Origin of the sequence: Sulfolobus islandicus Y.N.15.51 (assembly GCF_000022485.1) — an archaeon.
Classification (GTDB): domain Archaea; phylum Thermoproteota; class Thermoprotei_A; order Sulfolobales; family Sulfolobaceae; genus Saccharolobus; species Saccharolobus islandicus.
Genome location: NC_012623.1, coordinates 900,178 through 917,317, shown reverse-complemented (window position 1 = coordinate 917,317; position 17,140 = coordinate 900,178). Strand labels below are relative to the sequence as shown.

General features: G+C 32.9%; 19 protein-coding genes. 3 read left to right on the top strand and 16 right to left on the bottom strand.

Features of this window, described 5'->3' with window-relative positions:
• Window positions 1-27: 27 nt before the first annotated feature.
• Together thyX and YN1551_RS04990 are read right to left on the bottom strand one after the other, a co-directional pair.
• Complete coding sequence (gene thyX, locus YN1551_RS04995; RefSeq protein ID WP_012711755.1) at window positions 28-810, bottom strand: FAD-dependent thymidylate synthase; 783 nt, start codon at window positions 808-810, stop codon at window positions 28-30.
• Between the two features lie 126 nt (window positions 811-936).
• On the bottom strand, window positions 937-1,269 hold the full coding sequence (locus YN1551_RS04990; protein WP_012711756.1) for a DUF2175 family protein: 333 nt from the start codon (window positions 1,267-1,269) through the stop codon (window positions 937-939).
• Between the two features lie 40 nt (window positions 1,270-1,309).
• Here YN1551_RS04990 and YN1551_RS04985 point away from each other — a divergent pair, with 40 nt between their 5' ends.
• Window positions 1,310-2,491 carry a hypothetical protein gene (locus tag YN1551_RS04985; protein WP_012713983.1) on the top strand — a complete coding sequence of 394 codons (1,182 nt, stop codon included), beginning with the start codon at window positions 1,310-1,312 and terminating at the stop codon, window positions 2,489-2,491.
• On the opposite strand, the gene YN1551_RS04980 is transcribed toward YN1551_RS04985, so the two are convergent.
• From YN1551_RS04980 to YN1551_RS04970, 3 genes are read right to left on the bottom strand one after another with little or no spacing between them, the layout of a single operon-like run.
• A complete protein-coding gene (locus YN1551_RS04980) occupies window positions 2,478-3,182 on the bottom strand; it encodes a Rossmann-like domain-containing protein (RefSeq protein WP_012713984.1) in 705 nt (234 codons plus the stop codon). The two genes, YN1551_RS04985 and YN1551_RS04980, sit on opposite strands and share 14 nt — an antisense overlap.
• 11 nt (window positions 3,183-3,193) lie before the next feature.
• Window positions 3,194-4,279, bottom strand: a complete 1,086-nt coding sequence (locus YN1551_RS04975; RefSeq protein WP_012711759.1) for a sugar phosphate nucleotidyltransferase — start codon at window positions 4,277-4,279, stop codon at window positions 3,194-3,196.
• A gap of 33 nt (window positions 4,280-4,312) precedes the next feature.
• Window positions 4,313-4,948, bottom strand: a complete 636-nt coding sequence (locus YN1551_RS04970) for a superoxide dismutase (protein WP_012717311.1) — start codon at window positions 4,946-4,948, stop codon at window positions 4,313-4,315.
• 64 nt (window positions 4,949-5,012) lie between these two features.
• Between YN1551_RS04970 and YN1551_RS04965 the strand changes: the two genes are divergently transcribed.
• A complete protein-coding gene (locus YN1551_RS04965; protein WP_012717310.1) occupies window positions 5,013-6,920 on the top strand; it encodes a hypothetical protein in 1,908 nt (635 codons plus the stop codon).
• A gap of 4 nt (window positions 6,921-6,924) precedes the next feature.
• On the opposite strand, the gene YN1551_RS04960 is transcribed toward YN1551_RS04965, so the two are convergent.
• The 4 genes from YN1551_RS04960 to YN1551_RS04945 all read right to left on the bottom strand — a co-directional run bounded on the left by YN1551_RS04960 (window position 6,925) and on the right by YN1551_RS04945 (window position 9,957).
• Window positions 6,925-7,143 carry a sulfurtransferase TusA family protein gene (locus YN1551_RS04960; protein WP_012711762.1) on the bottom strand — a complete coding sequence of 73 codons (219 nt, stop codon included), beginning with the start codon at window positions 7,141-7,143 and terminating at the stop codon, window positions 6,925-6,927.
• A 64-nt stretch (window positions 7,144-7,207) separates the two neighbouring features.
• The gene (locus tag YN1551_RS04955) at window positions 7,208-8,002 is read right to left on the bottom strand and encodes a thioredoxin family protein (protein ID WP_012713986.1); all 795 of its coding nucleotides are present in this window, start codon (window positions 8,000-8,002) and stop codon (window positions 7,208-7,210) included.
• A 7-nt stretch (window positions 8,003-8,009) separates the two neighbouring features.
• Window positions 8,010-9,662, bottom strand: a complete 1,653-nt coding sequence (locus YN1551_RS04950; RefSeq protein ID WP_012717309.1) for a helicase C-terminal domain-containing protein — start codon at window positions 9,660-9,662, stop codon at window positions 8,010-8,012.
• A 1-nt stretch (window position 9,663) separates the two neighbouring features.
• A complete protein-coding gene (locus tag YN1551_RS04945; RefSeq protein ID WP_012711765.1) occupies window positions 9,664-9,957 on the bottom strand; it encodes a hypothetical protein in 294 nt (97 codons plus the stop codon).
• Between the two features lie 217 nt (window positions 9,958-10,174).
• Between YN1551_RS04945 and YN1551_RS04940 the strand changes: the two genes are divergently transcribed.
• Window positions 10,175-10,528, top strand: a complete 354-nt coding sequence (locus YN1551_RS04940; RefSeq protein WP_012711766.1) for a Rieske (2Fe-2S) protein — start codon at window positions 10,175-10,177, stop codon at window positions 10,526-10,528.
• Here YN1551_RS04940 and YN1551_RS04935 read toward each other — a convergent pair.
• From YN1551_RS04935 to aroF, 7 genes are read right to left on the bottom strand one after another with little or no spacing between them, the layout of a single operon-like run.
• The gene (locus YN1551_RS04935) at window positions 10,489-11,151 is read right to left on the bottom strand and encodes a type I 3-dehydroquinate dehydratase (protein WP_012717308.1); all 663 of its coding nucleotides are present in this window, start codon (window positions 11,149-11,151) and stop codon (window positions 10,489-10,491) included. The genes YN1551_RS04940 and YN1551_RS04935 overlap by 40 nt on opposite strands.
• Window positions 11,148-12,392 carry a 3-phosphoshikimate 1-carboxyvinyltransferase gene (aroA, locus tag YN1551_RS04930; protein WP_012713987.1) on the bottom strand — a complete coding sequence of 415 codons (1,245 nt, stop codon included), beginning with the start codon at window positions 12,390-12,392 and terminating at the stop codon, window positions 11,148-11,150. Before aroA ends, YN1551_RS04935 begins: the two co-directional genes overlap by 4 nt.
• Window positions 12,361-13,167 (bottom strand): shikimate kinase, encoded by an 807-nt coding sequence (locus YN1551_RS04925; RefSeq protein ID WP_012717307.1) that lies wholly within the window; start codon window positions 13,165-13,167, stop codon window positions 12,361-12,363. The genes aroA and YN1551_RS04925 overlap by 32 nt, the downstream gene beginning before the upstream one ends.
• Window positions 13,137-14,312: a chorismate synthase gene (gene aroC, locus YN1551_RS04920; protein WP_012717306.1), complete on the bottom strand. Its 1,176-nt coding sequence runs from the start codon at window positions 14,310-14,312 to the stop codon at window positions 13,137-13,139. Before aroC ends, YN1551_RS04925 begins: the two co-directional genes overlap by 31 nt.
• Window positions 14,290-15,099 carry a shikimate dehydrogenase family protein gene (locus YN1551_RS04915; RefSeq protein WP_012717305.1) on the bottom strand — a complete coding sequence of 270 codons (810 nt, stop codon included), beginning with the start codon at window positions 15,097-15,099 and terminating at the stop codon, window positions 14,290-14,292. Before YN1551_RS04915 ends, aroC begins: the two co-directional genes overlap by 23 nt.
• Window positions 15,084-16,148 carry a 3-dehydroquinate synthase gene (gene aroB, locus YN1551_RS04910; protein ID WP_012713989.1) on the bottom strand — a complete coding sequence of 355 codons (1,065 nt, stop codon included), beginning with the start codon at window positions 16,146-16,148 and terminating at the stop codon, window positions 15,084-15,086. Before aroB ends, YN1551_RS04915 begins: the two co-directional genes overlap by 16 nt.
• Entirely contained in the window at window positions 16,145-17,140 is a 996-nt protein-coding gene (aroF, locus tag YN1551_RS04905; protein ID WP_012713990.1) for a 3-deoxy-7-phosphoheptulonate synthase, read from the bottom strand. The genes aroB and aroF overlap by 4 nt, the downstream gene beginning before the upstream one ends.

Here is a 17,140-nt window from a genome sequence, read left to right as displayed (position 1 = left end):
AGTTAAAAGTTCAATACTACAGGAAAGTTATTTAATATTATGTAATATTGAACGCGAATTTATAACGCATTTTTTAATCCCATCTCTCAACACTCCCTCAATACACCTTTGAGATATGAACTCTAATTTGTAATCTTTAAATATATCTTCTAAAGTTATAGATTCGTTTTCATTTCTTATGAAGTTTTCATGTATAATACAATTTGGCCCAGCATATTTAAACAAGTATGGATGGACTTTCTTAACTTCCTCAAGCATCATCCATGCTATGGCACGGATTTCCCACTGAGCTCTACTACAAAGCCTTAACGCGAAGAAGTTATATAATTCCCTAGCGTTCATTGTCACTACAATATTAGTGTTTACTCCATTTGGTAGCACATATCTAGCATCTTCTTCTGGTACACCAGATTGTAAAAGATTGAAGTAGTTGTCATAAGCTTCCTTATACGCTTTCTCTATGAACTCTCTGTCCCTTTTCTTAGCTGATGGCGGAACTATCGGCTTATAATAATCATCAACTGGTTTAGCGAAACGGTGGGACATTTGTGTATATGAGGCTATCCTATGTCTCACTAATTGATGGGATGCAACTCTTGAAATGCCCTCTATCGAAAACGTGTATACAGAATGCTCAAGAACACTCCAGTATCCATGGAGAATTGCGTCCTTAATCCATATCTCGACCTCGTCATTGCTCATCTCCTTCTCATGATAATCCCAACCCTTCCTACTCCTACTCATCTTAGCTGCAATAGCAATGACTTTCTCCCCATCATTCGTATATGAGACTAACTTAACAGAGATCATATCAAATACTACTATCTCTCATTACATTTTTAAGAAATATGGTTCATGGCTCTATTGAAGACTTACTTGATCCAAAATATTCATGTAACTTTAATAAAAATAATTTCGTATCAATATCATTGTAATTTATTGAGAAAGATCGCTAAACTTCTCAATTAATCTGGTTAAAATCCCGGCGTTCTTCTCTGCATCCTTTTCAATTTGATCTAGCGTCTTTTTTGCCTCCTCATTTTGTAGTGATGACAACTTTTGCTTATAAGAAACTATTGATTTTAATTCTTCCTCTAGAGAGTCTAAAAGCAAAGTTAATTCTTTGCTATCAATCTTAGCATTCCTGATTGCTTTCTCTCTCAAACATGTATAATGAGCAACACCATTTTTTAAATAAGTGAATAACTCATCCCAATATATTGTATTATTACATAACACACACTTCCATTTTGTAGCAGGACGACTCATAGATAGTAGAAGTTTTATATGTAAATAAGCCTTACGGTTAATGATGATACTAAATTCACGCATACTTGATGACGCTAAATTCTTCGACAAGCCCATATTACTATTTTTTACCGACGAAAACTGCAAGGACTGTGACATTATTTATTCAAAACTAAAAGAGTTAATAATTTTTTCAAAATATATAGGCAAAAAGGTAGATGCACTAGAATACATTCCGTATACTATCAGACTAACACGAGGAATAATACCAACAATTACTATTCTTACTCCTACTCTAGATTTAATCGCGGTAATAGAATCTAAAGATCTTAAATTTATTGAGACCAAACTGAGAGAGATAGTGGATCAATATAAAAGAAAAGTAATAAAAGGTATAAAACTAGAAGAATATACCCCCGGGCCTTTAGAACCCACTCCTAGTATAATATATGAGACAGTAAATAGAGTAATTGAAGGTTATGAAGCGGATAGTAGAATGATAGAAGTTTATTTTACATACACTAACGTATATAAGGAATATCTTAAAATAAAAGACAAAATAAAATACTCTGACGATTTAGCTAGATATCTTTTAGAAGGAAAAGGAGAAATAAAAATCGATGAGAAATACTCTGCAAACATTGCAATGTTAGTAAATTACGGCATAAGTAGTGTACAAACATTAATAGATTTTATAGATGCTGGTAGCGGTGAAGTATATAGAAGTAAGAGAAAAGAAAGTAAGGGAATTTTACTTGATGAAGCTTTAACAGGTAACGCATTAGTTAGTGAATATGAAAGAACACTAAATGAAGACTATCTTAATCTTTCTATAAAAATTGCAGAATACATAAAGAATAATTTACAACACGAAAAAGGTTTTAGAGACATAAAGGAAGTTGATGATATAACCAAAATACCTTATTTAGAGCCAATTTCAAACTCTGAAGCTTCCATATTCTTTTCACGATTATGGAATATAACTGGTGATGAAACATACAAAAATTTAGCTCTCAAGGGATTAAGCAGTGCGTTAGGAGGTTCTCTAGATAATCCTAAGGTTATTGCAAGAGCGGCAATAGCTTATCTCAAACTTTTCGATAGTATAAAAGCTAATCGTTACCTTGATATTATAGATGCGAGAATTACTATAGTGAAGAATAATGGTTGCCAAGATTCTATGCTATATTATAATGGGAAATGCTATTCAAAAGTTGATGAAATACAGCCTACAACTTTTTAAAATATCTTGTCATATATTTACTCAATAACCTACTACTACCCCCTTCACATATCGTTCGAAATACTCGGTATTTCTCTATTGGAAATAATTTGCCAAGGGCTTCAAATCCATGATTTTTAAGCGAAATCGGTGCATCTACCGAAGAAATGCCAGTTAGAATTAGGTGATTAGCTGAGATCTGACTAAGAATCCTATCTATTGTATTATTGACTAGAGAAGATGCAAAAATGAGTGCAGTAGAGCATACTTCATGAGATAATGAAGAGAAAGGTCTTATTTCAGTACTACCCACCCTCTTATTTTCCATAGATATAAAATCGTAAACAATCACGCTATCGAAATTACTATATGATAATTGTGGTGAAAAACCAAATACGCAAAGCTTTCCTCCAGAGTATAAATTAATAGGATCACCTTGCGTAAAATCATTTATATCTCCTAAAGCATTTAGAATTGCTAGAGATAAAGATCTTTGTAAATTCGAATCCAGATTATTTATTACAACATTATATGCATTTTTCCCTATTATCTCACCAGCACCTTCTATCTCACCATCTATTATAGTATGCGAAATTCCCATGGATTGATCATCTAACATTACTGATGTATAAGTAGGGCTAACACATACGTTTATAATCTTCCTTTGCTTTAACTGATATGATAATTCCTCAATAACTTCCCTAAGGATCAAATTATCACTCTTTACAATATTATTTTACCTTTATCATATACATGTTCCTTTACTTCCTTATTAGGCAAGATTATCGTGCGTCGATTTATAAGCACTCCATCACTAGTAATTACCTCTTCGCCTAAAATAGACCCATCTAGTATATGATTCCATCTTCCTATCTTAGTTTTGTCAGCTATTATAGACCCAGATATATATGTATACTCTTTAACCTTCACCTTATTCATTAGGATACTCTCAGATATGTAAGTTCCTTTTCCTACTTCCACATCATTGCCCAAAATAGTATTGGACGCAATGTAAACGTCATCTTCAATGACATTTTTTGAACCAATATAATAAGGAGGAATGAGTGTAGATTTCTCACTAACCTTAGCTGATGAATTAATATAGCCCTTAGGGTATTTTTGTACTAGTACCTCAAAATTAAGCCTAAGATAGTCGTCAGGGATTCCTATATCCGCCCATATCCCATGATATTTATATACCGCAATGCATTTGGTTCTAAGTAGCTTAGGTAAGAAGTCTTTACTAATAGAAGATGGAGTATCCACTAACTTGAATAGATCCTTTTTAAAAATATATACTCCACCATTAATTAAATTACTTATGGGTTTTTTAGGTTTTTCTATTAATTCCACTAATATGTCATTTTCGGTATAAAGTACGCCATATCTTCTAGGATCTTGTACCTCCGTTCCTACTATTACAGCATCACAACTCTTTTTATAATAAAAATCTAGAAGTGATTTCACATCTATTTCACTATAAATATCTCCATATATAACTAGAACATCCTCATCTAAATTATGCTTCTCAGAAATCAGTTTTAAAGGACCCGCATCACCTAAAGGCTCATCTTCAACTTCAATCTTAACCTTATCTATCATATTAATATCCTTTAAGTAGTCAATTATCTTATCAGCCATTACTCTTAATGATAAATATATATCAACAACACCAGAATTCATAAGACTTTCTAGAATATAACCTAGAATAGGTTTATTTAAAATAGGGAAAAGAGCTTTCGGCTTAGTCAAACTTAAGGGCCTAAGTCTAGTAGCATAACCTCCAGCTAGTACAATTGCAGATACCATACTAAGAAAAATGCGATGATGGATAAAAAACTATTACTTCGTTAAATATTTCTGTAACTTCTTTTCCACTGCGTCCCAATTTACTACATTCCACCATGCATTAACGTAATCAGCTCTCTTGTTCTTGTACTGAAGATAGTACGCGTGCTCGAATTCATCTAATATTAATATTATAGGTATTTCTGCTATATGATTCATGAAGTGATTTTCGAACGTCATAATTTGTAAATTGCTTGACTCAGTATCATAATAGAGAACAGCCCAACCAGTTCCTGGTAGTGAATTAGCAGTTTCAGTAAATACTTGCTTAAACCTATCAAAACTACCATATTGTTTATTTATTAAGTCTGCTAGTGCACCACCAGGTTTTCCACCACCTTTCCCATTTGGTGCCATATTTTCCCAATATAAGGCATGCAATTTGTGCCCATTAATGTTAAACGTAAGGCCACGCACAATGCCTTGAATATCGTACTGCCCAGCTTGCAAATCTCCTTTTACTACTTTTTCTAGTCTTTCTAGGAGTGAGTTTGCTCCATTTACATAGCCTTTATGATGCCCATTATAATGTACATCAATTATATCTTTACTTATATATGGTTCTAATGCATCTACCTTATAGGGTAATGGAGGCAATTCGTACTTTTTAAACTGAATTTGGAGAGTCATAGGTATAGATATGAAGAACCGTTTATATCTTTAACTTACTAAAGCTAGTAAACCATATATATCTTTGAGAGATAATATTATCTTAAGCATGTTTATAAAGAACCCGGAGCCAAATAGTGAAACTATATATGATTACATAAATAGAGTAATAGTAGCAGTAATTAACGCAATTCTATCATACAAAATCTTTATTTCGTTTTTGCCTAGCGATTATATATATTTTGCCATAGCGATTATCTCGGTAATTTCGTTTTTCTTTCATAAACCTCTTTCTATAATACTTTTATCAATATATATTATAGACAGTGCTGCGATTTATAAAGTACTATATAATGTCGCACTATATCCTCTGATTCAAAGCTACTCAATTAAATATCTAATAGAAATACTGCTGTTGTTAATTTTTGTATTTATAATACCTCTATTTTCCATTTTAAGATATAGTTCTGTAGGAGGTATAATAGTATCTAGTTCAATACTTTTATCAATCTACAATCCCTTCTTTTTATTGTTTTTACCTTTTGGAATTGCTGAAAAAAATAGTAAAATCATAGTAAATATTTTATCTGCATTACCTTTACTAATAATACCTATTACTCTACATTATACCCTAATATTGTATAGTTATTTACCCTTGGTATCTATTATATTAGTTCTGGTTACTGGTATATTGTTTAGTATAAGAGAGTTATTTAGCTTAACTGGATTTTTACCACTTTCTATCTTTCTTTATCTAAATAATCAGAGTTTAGAAGTAATAACCTTAGTTTCAGTATTAACTTTGATTTTAAATATAATTCCTTCTATAGTATCACTGATTAAAGCTAATTTCTACGTTAAAAAAGAAGTAGTTGAGATGAGAAATAGAATCGATGAAAATATAGACGACCTTAAAGGAATATTAGAAAAGATAAAATTACTCGCAAAGGATACTAATGATATAGAGCTAACTCCTTTGATTCAGAAGTATAATAAGTTCTTTGCTGACATTTCAAATAACTTGGAAAATATATCTGATATAAAGACTTTGCAAAATATTGAGCTAGAATTAAACGCCAAAAGATTAGAGCTAGAAAGAAGTATTAACGATTATCTATTTGATCAAATATCACGATATAACGAAATTGTAGATGAAATTAAAAATTATGGTATTGTGTTAGATAAAATAGAACAGTTATCTGAGCCTATAAAAATTAATGATGAGGGAGTTATTAGGATAAATAAATTAATGATGAGAATGAATGAAAATGTGAACTTGTTATATAAATATATTGAAAGTATAAGTAGTTCATTGGAACTGTTGTTAGGCAAGAACTACGAGAACGAAATAATTGATGTAAGACTTAATATAGAAATGTCAATTAAGTATCTAAAGATACTACTTAGTAAAGAAAATTTAGAAAGTTGCAAGACATGTACAGAACTGATGCTAAGGTTTTTACAATTATCTAATTCTCTTAATTTACATATGAATCAAGAATTATTGAAGAACATAATAAAGCTCAATGACGAGAAACTTGCTGTCTTCATAATAAAAAGTAGGGAAATCTTAGAGCAAGGTTTAAAGACAGCTTCTAGTGTGTTAGCTAAAGTTAAAGAGGATTACGAACACATCAAGAACGAGATACCTTCATTAAGTAGATATAAAGAATTCGAGCTTATTAACTTGCTTGAAAAAGAAATAAATGACTCCACTAAGCCGATATGTAAGAGAATAGAAACGTTATCTTCTTCGCTTCAAGTAATTCAAGATTTGTCCAGTATAATAACTCATAAGAATGAAATTGCTGATGTTATTAACTTGATTAATGATAATTATGATCTCATCTTGCAAAAAGTGATAGAGGAAGGATGCGTAAAACTTAGTGAGTTGGGAATAGCATTAGATTATGGTAAGTTCATAGATCTTGTACTACAAGAAAAGGGTACAAATTTAAGAGTTGTTAATGATTCAATCTGTTACATGAGATAGTTTCCTATCTTAGTCTTTTTATAGTAATCTCAGCATAGTCGTCAACTACATCCGCTTTAAAAAGGTACCTAGGAGCATTTCTCAGAAGTTGATGAGTACATAGAACTCTATCTTTATCTGTTAGTACTAATATGCTATCACCTACCTTCATAGCTACCAAATATTTTGAAATTTCTAGAATAAATTCTTCGCATGGTTTTCCCCTAAGATCTAATTTCTCCATAAAAGGAGTTATTTTAACAGAGATTAAAAAGTTTAAAACGTTTTTAGCTTTAATGGTTAGGTTTTTAAATTTGTAAATACCTTACTTGTTCCCTATTTTTAGCCTTCAGTTCCGTTTGTTCTTTTTGAACCTTATTGAATATATCATCGTAGTTCCCTAACATGAAGTTATATGCCTCTAATACCCTTCTCATTAAAGTGGAATCAGAAAGTGGATAAATCCTTAGACCAACTCTTCCTACTGCACCGCCTCTTACCATTAGCCAATGAGCGAAAACTTCTACTGAATATTTCTGCATGACTACTTCTTTACTTATTTTTGTCTCATATAACCAAAATATCTCCCTAATGAAGTTAGACGATATATTTCTTAGCATTCTAGGTTTCCATTCCTCTAGGTACTTCTCTCCTTCTTTTATCATTATGTTTCTTAAATAATTATAATATTCTTCTCTTTCCTTCTCATCTAAAAGGGATAATCCAGTTACTGCCATCACGAAATCCTTTTGCGCTAGGAACGAATCAAAGTCCCTATTAATATACAACCAAGCTGTAGCAGCGAAAGAGTCAACTATACCAAGCATTAATTTTTCAACTAACTTATCCTTATCTATTTGCCTAGTTACTTTTTCTCCACTTAAAATCCTTTCGAACTCCTCAAAATCTACAATACCCGCATACACTAATTTCCCATCTATAAAAATGGACGGTGTTGAAATGACGCCCCTTTCAAAAGCTAAAAATGGATATAATTCAGTATCAATAATTTTTACTTTCCCCAATAGTCCCTTATTCTCTAAATATTCAAGAAGCATATTACATTCTACACAGTTTTTGTGAGTAAAAATCTGTACTTCCATTTCTATTTCACAGTTTAATTTTCCTTGCATTCAAGCAATTAAGTTCTTTCTTCCACCATAGACTGTCATATCTTTTATCGAGAAGCCATACAGTTGCGCTATCCATTGGACCTCTGATGGCCCTACCTATGGATTGTTTTACCGCAATTAATGCTTGTATGCCTATTAGTTCGCTACTGATATCTTTTTTCAGTCTTTTTGATATCTCCTCAATACGTATCTTTAAGTAATCGTCTATTGGAGGATAAGGGATACCTACCATTGCCACATCTGATATCAAACTACTTCCGTTTTCAACTATTTCAATTCCTTCAGCTAACTTACCCCTTGCTATACCCATTATAATTGTTTTTTCTTTTTTCAGATTACTCATTATCTCTTCGATATTAGTTTCTGCATCCTCTGCCAAATATCTTACATTTAGAAATTTAGATACAATTCGCATAAACTCGTAGCTAGGAAATATAGCTAGAACATGCTTTCTGGAATTATAGAAAATTTTTAATAAATATGATGCGTATTTACGTGCCATCTGCTCTGACCTTAAACTATATGTAGTTGTAACATCTATAGATATAAGACACTCATATGTCCCAGTTAATCTATTTTTCATAACCTTTTCAGCATCAACATATAATATTTTTCTAGTAATTCCTATAATATTTCTAAGATAATCCAAGGGTTGCATAGTACCTGACATTAACATATAGGTAATTTTTTCATCGTTTAGTATATCAGTAAAATAGGAGGGTATTATATATTTTACAACCAAGGAATTTGAATATGAAAAAACTCTAACTCTTTCATCATTAACTAAATCAAAAAACCTCAAAATCGAACCAAGATAATTCCTACTTACTGTCTTATTTTTTATCATATTCTTTCTAACTTCTTCATATTCCTCAGCTAGAGTCTCAATTTCCTCATTAGGAGGAATGATGCTGGCTAATTTCTCCTTTTCAATAAGTATATATTTATCCTCTGAATAAATTATTTGTTCTATGTTTTCCTTGAGCCTTTCCAATATTAATCTCACATTCTGTGATTTTGTTTGAGAAATTGCCATCTCTACGATTCTTTTGTTTAACTTTTTCTCCTCTATATTAGAAATATTCTCTATATTATGAGCCTCATCTATCACGACAACATAGTCCTCCCAATTAATATCTAAGGATTCTCTAAGCCAAGGTATAAACAGATAAGGATAAGTGAGTAGTACCACATCAGCGCTTTTTATACTCTCCAATAGCGAGTAGTATGGGCAAAACCCTAATTTTTTACCCTCCTCCTTTAGTCTATTCAGACTTACCTTTGGCGGATCAGTTATAGTAATTGTGGATGCATTGAAAATTTCACATCCATTACAATATATATCTTGGGGATCAACGTCAGAAGAACTAAAAACACATGCAGAAGATTTACCGACTAAAAATCCATATTTTTTATCTTTAAAATGTAGTGATAGTTCTCTATAGACTGGGAAAAACTCATTATGGGTTCTGACAATAAATACCACTTTCGGCTTAACCTTGAAAGAAGCGTAGAGTGCAAATAGAGTCTTACCGCTACCAGTAGGTGCCTGTAATGAGACTAAAAAATTATTTCTTAATGCTTCAACAATTTTTTCAGCTATTTTGCTTTGCCACTCTCTAAGTTCCACATTAGATTAATTGTGGAGTGTTTACTATAACTTCTTCTAGCATAATATACTTTACAAAAGACTTATCCAGTAAGGATACAATGGCCTTTGCTTTTCCTCTAACTTTTACAACGTTCATTATATTAAATACTCTTTCTATCTTTAATGACTCTTTTTGAATCTCATTTATCACATCACTTGATGGTGGTAAAGAGGTTATGATTATGGCTCTAATTTCGGTAGCAGGTGAATTTTGAACTATCTCAAATATTCTGTAATCAAGTTTTGCTTTAAGATCTTCACTTATTTCTAACATCTTTGATTTCCTCTACTCTACTTAATTTGCTTCCAATCTTATAAATTGTTTGTTCATAATCTTTTAAGCAGTTTTTATTATCCTATGACTACTATGTTTAAATCTTACAATTTGATTAACAAGATTAAATAACCGCTAAGGAAAATTTTTAATATTAGTTGCTAAAAAATCACCCATTAAGGTCAATGTTACTGTATTAAGAGTATTTTACTTATAAATGGTTTACTTTAATTTTCCATTAGCTCATATTAAAGACGTGGAAAATATAAGGATAAGTAAGACTAGCTTTAAAACAGGTGAAAAGAGAAAAATAACACTACCAAATGGACAAGAATTAGTTATTTTTTATCTAGGAGCAGATAGATTTTTCGTTTTTGATAATAGATGTCCCCATTTGGGATGCGATCTTTCAAAATACGGCGTCATCATAAAAGAGGAATTAGTATGCCAGTGTCATTTTTCTCATTTTTCTATATATAGTGGAGAACCTAAGAAAGGCGCAGCCAAAAAGCCTATAAAATTATACAAAGTTCAAGTAACTGAAGACGAAGTTATTATATTGTTAATATAATCAAAAATCTGGATTACTTTTTTATAGTAAAGTTGACCTTGTGCTAAAGGTTCTATTGCGTACGAATAGACGAGTTTTGAGCCTAGTAGACCAACTGCGATCCTCTCTAAAGGATTATTACTCATCGGAATTACAGTTACGTTTTCATATTCAAGAAGAGGTAATATTACCTCCTTATATCCTTTTAGACCAAGAACTGCAATCTTAACACTAAACGCTTTCTCATAAAACTTACTAACAATCTCCTTTACCTTTTCTGAAGTTGGAAGATAGTTAAAATAGTGGATAGAAACTATCGCATTATCGTATGGTACATTATGTTTTTGGAGAAATGAAACCTCAACATCATATAGAAATTGTTTGTCGTAAAGTTCCTTTAAAAGACTTATCTTTAATTCGTCCGCTAATTCGTTTATTCCCCCCTCAGCCTTATCTCTTAACGTTATTATTAATTTATTTCTGTATTTATCTAAAAATTCAAAATAATCAGATATTACACTAACCTCTCGATCTTTTAGATAATCAAGCCTTAGCTCTATTAGATCTGCATCTAAAAAATTACCTATAAGTTTTAAGTCTTCTATCTTTTTTATTGGCAGTGAGGCTACTATTAAAGGTCTCATTCAATAGAAATCTTCGCATTTAGTGATAATAAGTCTTGCCAGTAATTAGGATTACTCTTACTTACACATTCAGCAGATGTAATTACCCCACCATTCACTAAAGCTAAAGCTGAAGACATCATAGCTACTCTGTGATCATTTAAACAGTCCGTAATCGGAGAGCTTAACATCCTTTTGTTAATTCCAAATATCAAAATGGAATTAGACTTCACTTCACTTCCTACACCATATAATCCTAAAACTTTCCTTATGCTTTCGATTCTATCACTTTCCTTAATCCTCAATCGTTCAATTCCTGTAATTTCACTTGTTCCCTCTGCTATTGCAGCTAATCCTGCAATTGTCATAGCCAAGTCAGGTGCATCATCTATATTTACTTTTATGGAAGAATATTTGTCTTTAGCCTCCACGTACCATTTACCGTCTAAATATTCACTAGTAGCACCCATCTCCTTAAGTATTTTAACAATGCTATGATCACCGAAATACTCCTTTGGTTCCCATAAATTAACTATTGTAGTTCTACCACCGCTAACTAATGCAGAAAGCGCATAAAATGAAGCTAAGCCATAATCTCCAGCTACTTCTCCTTGAAATTCGACTAAATTATTGGGATTAATATGAATCTTATTACCATAAAACTTAACATTAGAACCGAATCTATTAAATAAATCTACTGTAAGCAGAATATAACTTTTAGACGAAATTGGGGGCAGTATTTCAATACTACCACCATTTAGGATATGAAGAGCATATATTAAGCCAGAAATGTATTGGCTACTCTCGTCGCCAGAAATTTTTATATTATAGCTACTTAACTTTCCAGTGATGGTTAAAGGCAAGCTAGAGGAAGAAAAAGATATGCCATAATTACTCAATGCTTCTACGATTCTTTTTAAAGGTCTTCTCCTTAAACTCTCTTCAGCATCAATTGTCACTTCTCCACCTATTGCAGCTACTATTGGAATAAGCATCCTAAGAGTAGTCCCTGAACCTTTCAATTTTATAAACTTCTTCTTGATTTCTAATTTCTCTGGAGGTATGAATTCGGAATTATTCTTCACCTCAACTCCTAATGCCCTTACTGAATTTATAGCGTCTATAACATCTTCCGATAGAACTAGATTGTGAAGATGTATTCTAGTAAAAAGTGAAAGAAAAATTAGTCTAATTGCTAAACTTTTTGATTGAGGAGCTTTTATTGTCCCACTAATCTCTGATGGATAAATCCTTACAATCAAGGCTTACAGGCCTAGCTATAATAACATCTCCAAATCTCTTAAGGCTTTCGTATATTGGACCTTCTTCTCCATACCTAGATACTGCAAAATACGACGGGCCATTTCCGCTAATCCCAGCAGCTAACGCTCCATTCTTTAATGCTATTTCGATTAGATCTAAAGGGTAACCTAAAATATTTGCAATTAATATTCCATTAATCTTCATAGCAGTCAAAGAATCCTTAAGTGCTATCCTAAAAATCTCCTCAAAGACGTGATTGTATTTTCTTAACTCGTTTAAATTGACCGATTTTTGCCTTCCTCCCCTAGCCAATATGAGAACAGATAAATCATCCTCGGGGTTATCCAACTTTACTATTCTAAACATCTTATTATAGGTGAATGCTATTCCCCCACAATATGATGCAGTTGCATCATCAAGCGCTCCAGTGTATGATACTCCAGCTTTCAACGAAAGTATTGCAGATAACACTGGAGGGTTAATATTTCTTAGATTATATCGCTTTGCAATCTCAGCTATTAAAGCTACAGAAACTGCACTACTGCTTTTTAATCCACTCTTCTGTGGAAGTTCAGATTCAATGTCAACTACAATATCTGGTATTGAGTACTTTTCTTTAAAGTAATCAATAATGACCCTAATTAGATCACTCTCTTTAGAATAATCTCTTTTACCTTCTTTAATCTCTACTTTAACCTTTAAATTGACTGCCATGGATGAGCCATACCAAGATGGTAACGCGTTTATAATTGAGACTCCTCCATAGGTTTGCATGATCTCACATACCTCTCCCAACGCTGTTGTACAATATTACCTTGCTCTTCTGTAAGTTTAACTAGTGGAATAACTCCTGCACGCATAGCATGGTCTACTAAGGTTAGTGCTACCATTGACTCTACAACAGTAACTCCTCTAATTGCTACTGCTGGGTCATGTCTACCAATTACCGAAATGTAAGTTTCCTCTAAGTTCCTTAAATCTATAGTTTTTTGAGGCTTTCTAATCGAGCTAGTAGGTTTAAATGCACATCTCACTATAAGATCTTCGCCATTAGTTAAACCACCTAAAATTCCTCCGGCGTAATTATATTTCCAGCCGATTTTATTATCCTTTCTTATAATCTCATCATTGGCCTCACTCCCTTTCATTTTGCTTACCATAAAACCTAAACCGTATTCGAAACCCGTTACAGCAGGGATTGACATTATTGCTTTAGCTAATTCAGCCTTCATCTTATCAAACACTGGTTCTCCTAACCCTATTGGTGGATTTTTAGTTATCACTTCAGCAATTCCACCATAACTATCTCCCTCTTGAGTAGCTTTCTTTATTAACGCTTCATATTTTTCCTCAAGAACCTTTTTACTAGCTCTCACTGGGCTATATTTTGAGCATAAAACCTCCTCGAATGTTACCTCTTCATTTAACTCTTCTGGTCCTAAACTCCTAAGATGTCCTGCTATCCAAGTATCTGCCAACATAAGCAACTTCTTAGCCACTGCACCTGCTATCACTCTACCTACCGTTTCTCTAGCGCTTGCTCTTCCACCTCCCCTATAATCCCAATTTTCATATCCATATTTCATTATAAACGGAAGATCAGCATGCCCAGGTCTTGGCTTATACCTAATCTCCTCATAAAAACTTGATATTACATCAGTATTTCGTACTATAACTGCTATTGGAGATCCAGTAGTTCTATTATTAAAGATCCCACTTAATATCTCTGGTTCATCTTTTTCTCTTCTTCCAGAAACATATAATCTTCCAGGTTTCCTAAATTCTAATTCAAACTTTATATCTTCGACAGTTAATGGTAAACCAGCGGGAACTCCATCTATTACTACACCCACTGCAGGGCCATGACTCTCTCCAAACGTGGTTACTCTAAATAGTTTACCAAACGAGTTTCCTGGCATAAAGATACTCTATAATCTTTTCATCTGATACACTCTTATTAAACCATATCTTCTCTGCTTCTACAGCCTGATTTACTAATATTTCTAGACCGTCTATATATTTTATACTATATTTTTTAGCATTTTTAATTAACTCAGTCTCAACTGGCTTATAAACAAATTCTATAACTAGCTCGGATTTTTGAATACAATTCTCGGGGACCACAGAAGGATTAGGAGTACTGTTAACAACGACAATATTGCTAGTACTATTACAATTCTCCTTAATTGACGCATTATAACCGTTCTTATTTAGTAATTCAACTAACTCATTAGCCCTTAAATTGGTTCTATTTACAATACTAATGCTAGAGCATCCTAATTCAGATAACGCAAAAGCAGCAGCTTTTGCTGCGCCTCCAGCACCATATACGTAACATTCATAGCCAGACATATTTCCAATTTTCTTTCTGACAAGATTTTTTATTGCCAAATAATCAGTGTTATAACCACCCTTTTTGTATATTGTATTTACAGCTTGAATTCTTGTGGAGTATGTATCAGTATTATCTAAATATTTCATTACTTCCTCCTTGTACGGTATCGTAACGTTAAGCCCTTCTGCAATTTCCAATAAACCATTAATTATACGATTAAATTTCATTTCATCGAGATCAAAAACTAGGTAAACCGCATTTATTCCTAGTGTTGTAAATGAGAAATTATGAATATAAGGAGATAACGTGTATTTTATGTTTTTACCTATTAGTCCAAATAACTTAGTATCATAATTTATTTCTTCAAGCATTGTTCAGCAAACCCCTTTATAGTATCTAGAGGGACTTCGACTTTTTTCCAGCTACCTATTCTCGTGGGAAAGGGCATCAAAATTGCATCTTTCCTATGTTTTTTATCCATATTAATTGCATTTAACGCAAGTCTAATATCTATTGGAGCATCTATTTGAGATATATCATAAGGCAATCCATAAAGTTGTAATAACCATAAGACGTCTTCTACTACTCCTTCCTCCGCATAACCTAACTCCTCAGCAATTTTAGCCTCACAAACCATTCCTACAGAAATAGCGTAACCATGAGGAACATTAAAAGAGGAACCAGCTTCTATAGCATGACCTATAGTATGACCGAAATTTAGAACTATTCGTATTCCTTTGGTTTCTCTCTCATCTTCTTTCACAATGCCGAGTTTATCTAATGTAGATCTAAAGATTACCTCTTCCAATACTTGCTTATCTTTATTTATTACCCTATCCTTATTTAAAGATAAATAGTCATACAATTCTTTATCTAGAGTCAAGCCATATTTGATTACTTCAGCTAATCCCTTCTTTAATTCTTCTATTGGCAAAGTTTCCAAAAATTCTAAATCAGAAATTATCATACTAGGTTGATAGAATGTTCCAATTAAGTTCTTTATATTATTAAAATTTACTCCATTCTTACCTCCTATTGCGGCATCAACCATGCCCAAAAAGGTAGTTGGTACATTTACTAAGTTCAATCCCCTTAAATATATCGACGCTATGAAGCTTGCTACATCAGTTACTGTTCCCCCACCAACAGCAATAACATAATCCCCTCTATCTAAATTTCTTTCAAATAACTTCTCTACTATAGAGATTACATTAGATAATTCTTTAGCACTTTCCCCATCATTGATAGGAATGAAGTATACATTTGGTAAATACTTATTAATTTTGTCCGTTACATCGACTCTCCTTGAATAAATAACTACAGTGTTACTATCTTTAATTTCAGATAATTTTGAAAGTGAACCTTCACCCACTATTACCCTTATTTTAGAGCAACAGATGTCTTCTAAGGATTCTCTCATGCATCTCTACCTAAGGCTCTAGCTAATGCTCTAATCCTATCCATTAAGACTTCGAATGATTCTGGTGTTAGTTGTTGCTCTGAATCACTTAATGCCTTTTCTGGATGTGGATGAACTTCAACTAATAACATATCAGCACCTGCAGCAACTGCAGCCAGTGCTAAAGAATGTACTAGTTCTCTTTTTCCTGCAGGATGGCTTGGATCAGCACAAATGGGTAAATGCGTCATTAGCTTAGCAGCTACCATTCCACCTATGTCTAGTGTGAACCTAGTCGACTTTTCAAAGGTTCTTATTCCTCTTTCGCATAACACCGTATTACCATTTCCCTCTAGTAAAATATATTCTGCAGCCTGAAGCCATTCCTCTACTGTATTTCCCATACCTCTCTTAAGTAGTACTGGTTTTCCTAACTTACCAACTTCCTTTAATAGGGAGAAATTCTGTGCATTCCTAGCTCCAATCTGTATCATATCAACGTATTGGGTAAATATAGTAGAATCTCTAGTATCCATTATTTCTGTGACAATAGGTAAACCCACTTCGTCTCCTACTCTCCTTAAGATTTTTACCCCTTCTTCTCCTATACCTTGGAAGGAGTATGGACTTGTCCTAGGTTTGTAAGCACCTCCTCTAAGTAGTGATGCGCCAGCTCTTTTGACAGCTTTGGCAGTAGTAAGAACTTGTTCTTCGCTTTCTACTGCACAAGGACCTGCGGCTACTATTACCTTTTTACTACCAATTTCTACATCTTTCACATTTACTACTGTCGGTTGCTTTTTCCAATCATTACTAGCTAAGACATAACTTTTCTTAACTTCCACAGCTATTTCTATACTACTATCAATGATACCTTTAGTGTTTTGATCTGGCCATGCTAATACCAAGTTCTTACCATATAGGTTTAGTACTTTAAAAGAGGCTGAGTTTTCATTTAGCTTTTCTACTAGTGTGGAGTAATCACTTTTATCTTTAAGGACGTATAAGATCAT